Source organism: Bariatricus massiliensis, assembly GCF_900086725.1.
Taxonomy (GTDB): Bacteria; Bacillota; Clostridia; order Lachnospirales; family Lachnospiraceae; genus Allocoprococcus; species Allocoprococcus massiliensis.
Map to the genome: position 1 here is coordinate 601,786 of NZ_LT574837.1, position 11,643 is coordinate 613,428.

The following is an 11,643-nucleotide window of genomic DNA, read 5'->3' on the forward strand; positions in this document are numbered from 1 at the left end:
TGCTTTGTTTTTATTCCATCTCTATCTCCATCAGAAGTTTTCTCCTCTGCCGGGTAAATATCCTCTTTGTGGCTGCCAGCGCTATAATACATCCTATATTTCCCACTATACTTACCGCAATCATAATCATACCCGATGTAAGCTGCATTATAGCCATCCTCCCTCTTTTACCTGTTTATATACACTGTCAAGTAACTGCATTTCCGTATCTGTGTTATTATCTTTTAGCTGTTCATAATACATCTTGTCGGCCTTTTCATAATATTCTTCAAATTTATTATAATCTCTGTCAGAATTATCCTTTAATTCCTGTCTGTCTATCTCCAGAAATGCATGTCTTTTATATATGTTATAATCTGCTTTGTAAAGCTGCTCCATGATTTCTAACATCGTGTATGCCTCATCAAGCTCCCCCTGTTTTTCATATAAAATCACGAGGGTATCATAAGTGTCATAACTGTCCCAGCCCTGATTTATAACTTCTTGAAGTATCTCTGCTGCCTCTCGCCGAAAGGAATTATCTTCTTCCCTTTCTGCAAGTTCTATGTCTGTCTGGGCAAGTTCCTCCAATATCTGTATCTGGTTTTGGATTGGCAGCGTATTTCTAGCTGCCAGTAAAATGTCTCTTGATGTGTTCCGGTCCCCCTTTTCTTCGTATATCCGGCTTTTTGTAAGAAAAGCTCTTGCCTTCATATTCATATCATCCGTTGTCTGTATGCACTGCTCAAAATCCTCCAATGCCTCGTCTGTCTTGCCGAGTGTCATTTCTATCTCTCCCTTTGCATAATAGATAGAATCCCCTTTAAGTCCGGCTTCCACTGCTTTCTGCAGAACTTCTTCCGCTTTTTGAGAATTGCCATTATAGGCAAGAGCCACTGCATAATCTCTATAATATTCTTGCTTCTGCGCCCCCAAACGGAATAACTGCTCATATGCTTTTACGGCCTTCTGATACTCTCCCAGACGATAAAGGCTTTCTGCTTTCAGATAATACACATCTGACATGTGCGCTTGTTTTTGTTCCACTTTTTCATTTCTGAATATGTTATAATCTACAAATTCAATACATTTCTTATAGTCTTCCTGTTGATACAGAGAATAAGCATGTTGATAATAGCTTTCCAGTCCCGAGGGATATATTTGTACTGCTTCTACATGTTTTTGCTCTTCTTCCTTATAATCATTATCTTCCCTCGCTGTTATCTGCATTTCTACCAGTTTATTATATTGCTCTATCTTTTCAGCCTTCACCGTATGAATGCCGTATCCTCCCACCAGTATAAATGCCAGCATCATAATAACAATTCCAACCCGAATACCGGTCTGTTTGTGTATCAGGCTCTTGTAATTCCGATTTTTCTTAGTTATTCCCTGAAAAGCCTGAAACATCTGAAGTGCAGTCTGATACCGTGCCCCCGGCTCTTTCATAAGTGCCTTATGGATTACCTGAGCAAAGGCTGGACTGGTATGTTCCTCCAAAAACTTTAACTCTTTTTTTCCTTTATAATCTGATATTTTTATCCCCGTCGCCAAATGATAAAACGTTGCCCCCACACTATAAATATCTGCCCTTTCATCAATATAGCAGGCGTTTGGAATGCTACACTTGCCTCTGCTGTTGGAAGCAGTTGTATACTGCTCAGGAGAACTGTAACCATTTGTATATCCAAGAATTGTATTTTCATTCAGGAAAAAAGAAACATTAAAATCTATCAGACATATATCTCTCTGCGGTGTCAGCATAATATTGGCGGGCTTAATGTCGCCATGTATGATGGGCGGATTCTGACTATGCAGATAATTTAGGGCACTGCATACCTGCATCCCCCAGCGAATCATATCGTTTTGGCTAAACCGTTCTCCTTCTCTCAATAATTGCTGAAATGATTTGCCCGGAATGTAACTCATCACAGTATAGATATCTCCGTCAATATCTAAGAAATCCAACACTTGTGGCAGATAAGAATGATGAAGTTTCTTGAGAATATCTGCCTCTTTCCGGTTTAATGACATAGAAATGCTTTTGTTTCGCATTTTTTTAAAGACTACTTCAATCTTAAGCCTTTTATGGTATGCCTTATAGATGACACCTCCGCTTCCTTCCCCAAGTTTTCCTAGTACCTCATAGGTATCTGAAATACTTTTCATCCCTTCCATATTTTATCGTCCCATCCTAATCGTAAATTCAAACTCCTCATCTTCAGACAATCGGAACTTCATGCCATTAATAAGCCTGACCGGTTCTAATATCTGTTCCCCATCTACATATGTATGATTGGACGACCTCAAATCCGTAAGCCAGTATCCGTCTTCTTTAAACTGAATCTTTGCGTGGTTTCTGCTTACCGTTGGATTATCCTTAATTACGTAATCTGCTTCCGCAGATTTTCCTATTATCCATTGTTTCTTTGTAATTTCTTCCATACTGCCAGTTTTTGCTCTCTTTAAAAAAGCATGGATTCTCATAGCTGGCTCTATTAGAACCGTGGGTTCTCCTCCATCATATGTCTCATCTTCGCTCTTTTTATGTATTATCTTTTCCTCTGCGCTCTCCGGTTCTGGTTCCACATTAAGAGGAGGAATATATTCCCGTACCAACACATCCTGTGAAAATCCCTTTTGTCTAACTGGTGGAATATACTTATTTTTTTTATCCTGCCACCCTTGAAAGATATCCTCCATATCTGTCCTCCTCGCTACTATATATTCCAATATATTTTTACTCCAAATTCGTTAGTGCGTATCAACTTTTCTTTCTCCTTTTCCAGTGTTTTCCTTTCCCAAAATATGTATTCATTATATTCCTCCCCCGTGTAGCCCTTCCATTCAAACTGCATGAATGGCATTTATATGTAATATTCTGCATTCCTTTCTTTCTGCCTTCCATTGTCAAATTATGTCATCCCATATATAATCTATAATTAAGAACTATACCTTTAGGAGGAATAATATAATGGAACAATCAATAGTTCTTATATATGCTCTGCTGACATACTTGATTGTCAACAAGTTTTACTGCCGCATCCTGACACCACATGATCGTATAAAGCATCCCCAGATTGCAATTTTTTCTCTTCAGGCGGCGGCTTTGATCATATATGGTTCTATTTACGGTTTTACTGTCTCCGCTAGCTTTAGTATTTTAGTCAATAGCCTTTTGCTTGTATGCTGTATCTTATTCTTTCAAGGAAAGCTTCTGCTTCGGTTATGCGCCTTTTTTATTGTCTGCTTTATTTTGACCTTGGCAGAAATTGCATCTGCCGCTCCGTTTATGGCGATAAACCTGTTTTTTCCAGAGAAGAATCTTCTTCCTAAAATGCTGATTCAAGATGGGCCTGTCGTTCTGGCAGCCCTGATGTTTCTGCTTGATCTTCTTCTCTTAATATTTGTGTTCAGTAAGTTAGGAGGACTTCTGGAAAATTGCTTTCTCTTCCTCAGGCCTTCTCTTCTACTGAGGCTTGGCGGCCCACTGGCTGTATTGTTATTTCTTCAGAACGGCCTGTTTGCTTTTGCTGCCATAAAAGACTATTTATTATATTCCCTCTTATATTGGACTGCTGTTATTATCTGCCTTGTTGTACTTAACTCTGCTTTAAAGAAGCTGGAAAATCAGGAATCCTATAATATACAGCTCAAAATGCATGAAAAGCTTATTGCCTTCCAACTTGAACACTTCCAGAAGGCTGCCGATGAATATCAAGCCACACGGAAATGGAACCACGACATTTCCAATCATCTGCTTTCCCTGTCTTATCTTATTAAACAGGAGCAGACAGATGAAGCCGTGAAATATATAGACTCAATTTTTGATGCCTATGGATTGGAAAAAGATAAGAAATGACAAAATATAGATTGCTTTTTTTAATAAGTTTATTTTCATCATATTTATTTGCTTTCCTGAACCACTTATTTAATATCCTCCCTGAATCTGTTTTTTACGCTTTTATTTTCCAGCTCTTATTTGCTTTGTCTTGTCCGTTTGCATATATGTCATATTTTATCGCGCTGAAACAGGCCTTACATACGTTCCACCTAAGCAACCGGCTTATCTTATTAAAGCAGGAAGAAGATGTGCAGAGACAGCAGGCGCAAAAGTTGAAAAGAAACAGGGAGCGGGCACAGGAATTTCAGACAGAGATATTCGGACATCTGAAAATATTGAGGGAACAGCTTAAGAGGGAAGATATCCCTCAGGCATCCCGGGAAATGGAACAGCTTTCCGATTACTTCGAGAAGGTAAGGATGCGCCCTATCGCTTCCGACTCTTTGCTCAATGCTATCTTGCAGGACAGGAAAGAGCTTGCAGAAAAGAACCACATACTCACCAATTACCAGATACTTCTTCCCGAAGAAATAGGTTTACCACATTCTGTTTTATCCACCATTTTCTTTAATCTTCTGGATAATGGAATTGAGTCCTGCATAAATTCCGGTGTGAATGAACCTTTTTTAACTTTAAAAGTACATTACAATACTAATTTTCTACATATTAATATGGAAAATTCAAAAAGTCCTGATATCATTTTTGATGGAAAGACAACAAAGCCTGATTCTGCCCTCCACGGATATGGGCTGGCTATTATAGAAGAACTTACAGACAAATATAACGGCTCCTGCGAGTGGATCGATAAAGGAAATACATTTCAGTCATTGATCATGCTGCACACTGATATTTCCTATTATAAAGATAGGAGGTAATACTGATGATTTCTATTGCATTATTTGAAGATAATCCTGTCCATCAGGAGATGATTAAAAAGATAATTCACAATTTTCTTACTATTCCTCATACCATATATACCTTTTCATCATTTAAGGAATTTTTTACCCCCCCCCCAATTTTCTGACAATTTCATTAATTATCACATTGTTTTCATGGATATTGAGTTGGGGGATGGTTCTGGAATCGTCATGGCACAGGAACTTAATAAATCCATACCCGATGCACAGATTATTTACATTACCCAGCATCTTGAGTATGTAAGTTCAGTATATGAGTCACAGCACATATATTTTATAAATAAACAGCATATGGATACCTATATTCCCCGCGCTCTTGAGCTTGCTCTTAAAAAGTTGCGGGAACAGGATAATCTATATCTGGAATTTGACTGGAGTAAAGAACATTATAAGATAAAGCAAACGGATATTCTTTATATCGAGCGTATCCTTCGGACCACAGAGATCCATACTGCCGCAAGGACTTTCTATACTTCTGAAAAAATAAGTATCATCCACCAGCGTTTGAATCGTTCCTTTGTTATCAGCCACAGAAGTTATATTATCAATATGAACGCTATTACAAATCTAGAAAAGGACTGTGCTATTATAAAGGGAAATATAAAAATTCCTATAAGCCGCTCCCATTATAAAGATATAAAAAGAGAGTTCAACCTATTTAGCAGTGTAAATTAATTTCTGTTTTAACAAAAAATGGCTCCTTCTCGATAAGAATTGTCATACCTTAATTCTTATCAAAAAGGAGCATTTCCCCGCACTTTCTTTTTCAATTCATACAGCCTATCTTCTCCGCAGCTTAATAGGCTTCTCCGTCGTTCCCGCCTCCACATCGTATCCCTTTATTCCGATTTCCGAACTAGCTACTTGAATAGCGACCGCATCCATCCCTCCATACACATACAAGGTCTGTCCGCTGTCTTTAACATAGTTTCCCTCTCTACTGTCTGCGTCTCCGCCTCCCGTAAACTGGATGCCATACTCTCCGCCGCTCACCAGAACTAAGTCTATATCCAGCTCTTCAAATATGTCTGAATACTGCGCTTCTATTGTCCCCTGCTCTGTGAGATAGGAAGCGTCTATGATTACCATATTCCACTTCCGGTTTCTCTCCAGCATAGCGCTTTCCATATAATTGCGGATGCCGTCGTAATCTCTGTCTGCAGTGCTCAGACTCATCAGCAGCAAATCCATATATGCCCGGGACTGTCTCTCAGGCTTTCCAGTGCCAGCATCCCCCTTGAAACTTTCAGATACAATGACGGGTATTTCTTTCAATTCCTCTGCAGAGCGAAACAGCTTTTCGTAATTCTTATCCGTCGTCTGCGCAGTATCCGGCCATTCTTCTTCCGTCTTCCCAACGATAAGATAATCTGGCCTATCGGAGAAATCAACCGCTTTTTTTAAATTACTTTTCCAATTTCGAACATGCAGGGCCTCGCCAAGTCCGCTCATCCGGACATTTCCCGTATACAAAAATGAAGTCTCCTGTTTTTCTGCGGTGCGGAACTGATAGATAGCGGAACCCTCTACCCCACCGATTCGGATGACTCTGTACACATAGTCCGTCCGTTCCTTCAAGCGGGTAATCTGCCCGCTTTTCTGATAGCCAGTTCCATTGGTACTCTCTTTGCTGTCCATAATCACAGAGTGGGCATATTCGGAGAATGTGGATTCCTCCACCGTATCCAATGTCCCTTCCATATATTCAATCTTATAGGACTCCTCCAAATCCGTAATCCAATTCATCTCCACAGTGTCCGACTCTTCTCCTCTGCAGAGCATGAGTCCTTCCGTGTCAGGAGTTTCTTCCTCATACTCGGTTTCAAACATATTCAATTGTTGAAAATGAAAAGCAATGTTCTGGCTGCTTTCATCCCTTCTGTGGACCTCGACGGCAATAACATTCCGGCCTTCTGTCAGTCCCTCCAAATCTGTCACCGCAAAGGTACTTTCCCTTGTAGTCTCAACCGTATTACATGCCCCCATATCCAGATTGGAATAATAGCCGCCAGCCGGCACATTTCCCGCAAATATAACATTTCCGTTGAGATAGATAAGCACGGCGTCGGCATATTGTATCTTCCCTTCCATATACTGATACTTGCCAGTATCCTCCACATTGAATTCATAACGGAAAAACGCAGTCGTCGTCCCTGTCTCTAGACAGTCCTCTTCATACCTTCCACTCACCTGTTCCCAGTCACCGGCGTCATATTCCTGAGTCGTCCAGACATTCCCAACCCCCGGCTCCGATTTCGTGCCCAAATGCCGCCATTTTGCATCGGACGTGAGTATTTCCAGCGCCTGTTCTTTTTCCTCCTTGGGAGACCAGCTTTCCCAAAGTCCGTATTTGCCTGCAGCAATCAAAAATACACTGGCGCAGAAGGCGGCCGCCAAAAATATAATGATGCCTAATTTTATCTTCCGTTCTTTCTGATTCATGACACTTGCTCCTTTATCCAGTCAACGGCAACTTCCAGTATGCTTCTGTTCAAGGCTTTCTCATATACTTTCTCCAGTCCGGCACATGTTCTTGCCGTCCAGCCTGCCTCCGCAGTATGCAGGGGATACGCTCTTTCCTTCTTGGTACTGCTCTCATATTCATGAAGGTAAGTCTCCGCCCGGTCCGCGTCCTCCATCTCCACAGCAATATAGGAAAGAACGGCCCATCCGAACGCCTCTTCTTCTGGCAGTTCCATACGCTCCCAGTCATATACACGGTTAAACATCCCATACAAGTCACGCCCTCTCTTATTTCCAGCCATATCCTTTAAAAAGGCTGCGCCGTAAATCTGGGCCACCGCATCAGGATAAAGCTGCTCCCAGCTTTCGAACTTGAATATACGTCCCGCATCGTCGAGCCCTATTTCGTAGCGGGACTCCTTGTCGTTCCACAGCAATCTTTCAGTTGTTTCCCTGCCCTCTTTTATCATTCTTTCAAGCATTTCCATACATTCTTGGCTTCTGCCCTCCGAGAGCCAGTGTCCTCTGTCTGTATCCAGATAGTTTTTCATATCAGTCAGCGCCCCCAGCACCTCCACATTATCCATAAGATAGCGGATTCCATTGTCTGGACTTACCTTCGTCAAGCCTCCATCCCAGAGTTCTTCCAGTTTGTGTATTCCAAGGCACAGTGCTTCTCCGTCAGGGTCTGCTTCCGTCAAGTCTCCGCCAGCCTCCCCAAAACGGCATAAAAGCGACAAAAATACTGCCACATAAGAATCCACAGAATCTTTGTCTCCTTGTGTCAGAAGCTGGCCGCCTATCAGTCTGTAATTGGAGATTTCTCCCTGCTCTTCCAAGAAATGCTCTCTGTGCCAGCAAATGTATGCGAACGCCTGCTCCAATTCTTCATCCGTGGCCTCTCCGCTCAGGAGCCCCTGCGCCGCAAGACAGGCAAAGTAAGGGTTTACATCGCCTGCCCCATCATCCGTATAATTCAGGTATATCTGCCCTTCACTGCCTTGATTTTCTGCAATCCACCGTTTTTCCTTTTCCGCCAGACTGCGCACCTTTTCTATCTTATCTTGATACAACGCCTGCTCCTCATCGTACAATTTCACAGTGCAAAAAAGCAGCGCCCCACAGATTACAGCCGCCGATATGCAGATGCCGAGCATACGCCTCCCACGATGCCTCATAGTACCTCTTCCAGCCACAGCCTGATCTGTTTACTTGCCGTTCCGTCGCCGTACGGGTTTCTTGCCTGACTCATAGTGCGGTACAATTCTTCATCCTCCAGCAGTTCCCTGCACGCCTGATAAATACATGATTCCTTTGTGCCGGTCAGCTTCAGTGTTCCCGCCGCCACACCTTCCGGGCGTTCTGTCGTGTCACGCATGACAAGCACCGGTTTTCCTAAAGAAGGGGCTTCCTCCTGAATTCCTCCGCTGTCTGTGAGAATCAAATACCCCGCGTTCAACAGATTATGAAACTCATCCACGGCCAGAGGCGGGATAATGCGAAGCCGCTCACAACCCTCCAGCTCTTCAGCGGCAATCTTTCTCACCTGCGGATTCATGTGGATAGGGTACACTGCCTTCACATCTGGAAATTCCTCAATGATTCTGCGGATTGCCCGAAACATCTCGTGCATGGGCTGTCCCAGATTTTCTCTGCGGTGTGCCGTAATCACGAGCAGCCGGCTGTCCTTGGCCCAGTCGAGAATCTCATGTTTGAAGCCGGCTTTTACTGTTGTGACAAGAGCGTCGATTCCCGTGTTGCCCGTCACCTTTATAAACTCTTCCGGCTTCCCTTCACTGAGCAGATTCTTTCTCGCCTGCTCCGTAGGCGCAAAATGGTATTTTGCCAGAACTCCGATTCCCTGTCTGTTGAACTCCTCCGGGAAGGGCGAGGACATATTCCATGTTCTCAGTCCCGCCTCCACATGCCCCACCGGTATCTGTAAATAAAAGGCTGCCATAGCTGAAACATAGGCTGTCGTCGTGTCCCCGTGAACCAATACCAGATCTGGCTTGGCAGCCTGCAATATGTCACGCATCCCCAAAAGCACTCTGCTCGTGATATCGAACAAATCCTGCCCCGGCTTCATGACTGCCAGATCAAAATCCGGCTTCACCTCAAAAATATCCAGAACCTGCTGCAACATTTCCCTGTGTTGTCCCGTGACGCACACGAGTACCTCAAATTTACTGCTCTTTTTCATCTCCAGCACGACCGGGCACATCTTGATTGCCTCCGGTCTGGTGCCAAATACTATCATTACTTTCTTCATCATCCTTCTCCCGTCTCTGCATTTACACTCAATTCATACATCCCTCGTACAAATCCGTCATATGTTCATCTAGAAAACTAAAACGCTTAGCAATAGCCTCTTTCAGCTGTGATACCGCCTCTTCATAGCTCTTCGGGTCTCGGCTGCCCTGCCCCCCGGAAATCAGCAGATCGTCCGAAAACGTATAGCCCCACACTGCAAAGTTCCGTTCAATCGCCCCGTCCAATTCCTTTTCTCCATCCTCAATCAAACGATAGAGATGCTCCGTACTTAGCTCGTCCTTTCGCAGCTCCTTATAGCGCTCCACGATCCGCTCCACAAAAGCTCTGTCGGTCAGGAGCCTGTCAAACCAAGAATTCGTCTGGAGGAAAAATTCCGTATAGTCTTGGCGGAACCATTGATAATTGTCGTAAGCATTGTTGAAGTCCCAGACAGTCATCTGTAATTTTCCTCCTAGTTCCTTATAGACATAAGTGGACAAATTTCCCGCGTCGTTGTTCATTGCCACTTCGTTAATGATAAAATAATCAACAAAGTTGTCGACGTCGATGTATTTGGCGTACCCTTTCTGCGGATCGGCGAAATCATCACCGTATAATATTTTTTCAAAATGGCTGATGTCCTTGATAATCCAGCTTCTCTGTGTCTCGGTTAAGTTTTTCGCGGTAGGATAGGAGATATATAATTCATTAAAAGTTTTTCCCGCTGTCTTTCCGTAAGTGTCTATCGGGTTGTCTTCTGTATCTTTTCTGTCTCTCTTCAATACATACGCGGTCTCTCCGGACAGCAGGCCAAATTCATTCAGCCGCAGCCTTGACTCGCCATTTGTCACCGGCTCCACGGCCAGATAGACCCCCTTATATTCCCCGTTCACAAATACCTCGCAAAAACGGCTGTCCGGCGCCCACTCTAACAGCTCTCTGGAGACCTGATAGATTATCCTGTTCCTAAGGAGCGTCCTGTCGAGAAAAGGCCCGTTCAGGACCCACTCGCTGTTGGCTCCCATTCCTAGGAACTCATAGTCCTTGGCCCCTGTTTCTCCTTCTTTTTTATAGAACTTTATGCGGTATTGCTGCTTGTCAAATCCCGAATACGAAGAAGCACCCCTGAGATTAATCGTGATAGGTGCCTGATAGTCGGGAGTATCTGATATATTCCTCTTGCTTCCGTCCAAAGACTGATTCATGACAGACAGCTCCGCCCATATTTTATTTTCCTTTGTGATTCGTCTGCCGTCCGTGTCAATATGAAGAACCGGCAGCTCTGTGTCAAATTCATCGAGACCGTAATATGCAAGACTGTCCGCGTCCGGCTCTGTCCAGTCCTTCACCTTAGTTTTTTTGAGCTTTACATCGGTTTCCATCGGTCTGGACTGAATCTCATTATATATATAACCGCCTATAACAATCACCGCAAAAAACAGCAACAGGCTTATAGTGGAATATATCCTTTTCTTCATTTCTTCCCTCCCGGTGCCCTAACGTCCGATGTCATCCAGCTGCTCTACTATATTAACTGTCCTCACCCCTTCACATTTCATCAGCCTCTGGGAAATGTCAATCAGATTCTTTTCATTTGCCTTCGTAAGCACATTCTCCTTCACACTGTAGATGAGCTCACATCCCTCCTGAGACACGCTCTTCATCGTCTGATGTACCCCTTTGCCAAAATGACTTTCCACAATCGCCTCGATTTCGTTCTGAGCGTCAAGGTCTGACTGCACAATCAAAAGCTGTCTCTGGTCCATGATGGCCTGTCTTGTAAGCAGTAAAAATAAAAACACGAAAATACTGCCGATTCCTACCAGACTGTACTGGGAAACCCCACAGCCAATCCCCACGGCAATACACCAGAAAATGAACATGGAATCTCGCACATCCTTGACGGCAGTCCGGAAACGTATAATAGAAAGGGCGCCGACCATACCGAGGGACAACGCAATATTGTTGCTTATTACACTCATGATCATCGTGGTAATAATAGTAATTGAGCCCAGCGATACGTTGAATTTACGGCTGTACGCGGTTCCTGAATAAGTTATCTTATAGGCAAACATAATAAAAAATGCCGCGGCCATCGCTATAATGTTATTCAGTACTATTGTGGCAATACTGATTGTCTCTGTTGTTGCTAAGTTCTCGATAATAAATTCTCTCATCTTTTCTCCT

At 43.3% G+C, this 11,643-nt stretch carries 11 protein-coding genes; 3 read left to right on the top strand and 8 right to left on the bottom strand.

Annotated elements, in window-relative coordinates; genetic code table 11:
• Positions 1-10: 10 nt before the first annotated feature.
• The 3 genes from BN6465_RS20755 to BN6465_RS09015 are packed head-to-tail and all read right to left on the bottom strand — an operon-like array spanning position 11 to position 2,682.
• Positions 11-148 (bottom strand): hypothetical protein, encoded by a 138-nt coding sequence (locus tag BN6465_RS20755; RefSeq protein WP_154670228.1) that lies wholly within the window; start codon positions 146-148, stop codon positions 11-13.
• Positions 148-2,157: a protein kinase domain-containing protein gene (locus tag BN6465_RS09010; RefSeq protein WP_227183436.1), complete on the bottom strand. Its 2,010-nt coding sequence runs from the start codon at positions 2,155-2,157 to the stop codon at positions 148-150. The genes BN6465_RS20755 and BN6465_RS09010 overlap by 1 nt, the downstream gene beginning before the upstream one ends.
• 3 nt (positions 2,158-2,160) lie before the next feature.
• A complete protein-coding gene (locus BN6465_RS09015; protein ID WP_066733639.1) occupies positions 2,161-2,682 on the bottom strand; it encodes an FHA domain-containing protein in 522 nt (173 codons plus the stop codon).
• A 271-nt stretch (positions 2,683-2,953) separates the two neighbouring features.
• Between BN6465_RS09015 and BN6465_RS09020 the strand changes: the two genes are divergently transcribed.
• The 3 genes from BN6465_RS09020 to BN6465_RS09030 all read left to right on the top strand — a co-directional run bounded on the left by BN6465_RS09020 (position 2,954) and on the right by BN6465_RS09030 (position 5,415).
• The gene (locus BN6465_RS09020; protein WP_066733644.1) at positions 2,954-3,841 is read left to right on the top strand and encodes a hypothetical protein; all 888 of its coding nucleotides are present in this window, start codon (positions 2,954-2,956) and stop codon (positions 3,839-3,841) included.
• Between the two features lie 254 nt (positions 3,842-4,095).
• The gene (locus BN6465_RS09025; protein WP_199882811.1) at positions 4,096-4,698 is read left to right on the top strand and encodes a GHKL domain-containing protein; all 603 of its coding nucleotides are present in this window, start codon (positions 4,096-4,098) and stop codon (positions 4,696-4,698) included.
• Between the two features lie 177 nt (positions 4,699-4,875).
• Positions 4,876-5,415 carry a LytR/AlgR family response regulator transcription factor gene (locus BN6465_RS09030; RefSeq protein WP_074017782.1) on the top strand — a complete coding sequence of 180 codons (540 nt, stop codon included), beginning with the start codon at positions 4,876-4,878 and terminating at the stop codon, positions 5,413-5,415.
• A 105-nt stretch (positions 5,416-5,520) separates the two neighbouring features.
• Here the strand turns inward: BN6465_RS09030 and BN6465_RS09035 are convergent, their stop codons facing one another.
• The 5 genes from BN6465_RS09035 to BN6465_RS09055 are packed head-to-tail and all read right to left on the bottom strand — an operon-like array spanning position 5,521 to position 11,633.
• On the bottom strand, positions 5,521-7,182 hold the full coding sequence (locus BN6465_RS09035) for a fibronectin type III domain-containing protein (protein WP_066733658.1): 1,662 nt from the start codon (positions 7,180-7,182) through the stop codon (positions 5,521-5,523).
• Positions 7,179-8,381, bottom strand: a complete 1,203-nt coding sequence (locus BN6465_RS09040) for a hypothetical protein (protein ID WP_154670229.1) — start codon at positions 8,379-8,381, stop codon at positions 7,179-7,181. The genes BN6465_RS09035 and BN6465_RS09040 overlap by 4 nt, the downstream gene beginning before the upstream one ends.
• Positions 8,378-9,475, bottom strand: a complete 1,098-nt coding sequence (gene wecB / locus BN6465_RS09045; RefSeq protein ID WP_066733672.1) for a non-hydrolyzing UDP-N-acetylglucosamine 2-epimerase — start codon at positions 9,473-9,475, stop codon at positions 8,378-8,380. The genes BN6465_RS09040 and wecB overlap by 4 nt, the downstream gene beginning before the upstream one ends.
• Positions 9,476-9,503: 28 nt before the next feature.
• On the bottom strand, positions 9,504-10,934 hold the full coding sequence (locus BN6465_RS09050; protein ID WP_066733681.1) for a CotH kinase family protein: 1,431 nt from the start codon (positions 10,932-10,934) through the stop codon (positions 9,504-9,506).
• 18 nt (positions 10,935-10,952) lie between these two features.
• On the bottom strand, positions 10,953-11,633 hold the full coding sequence (locus BN6465_RS09055) for a DUF4956 domain-containing protein (RefSeq protein WP_066733684.1): 681 nt from the start codon (positions 11,631-11,633) through the stop codon (positions 10,953-10,955).
• Positions 11,634-11,643: the final 10 nt, after the last annotated feature.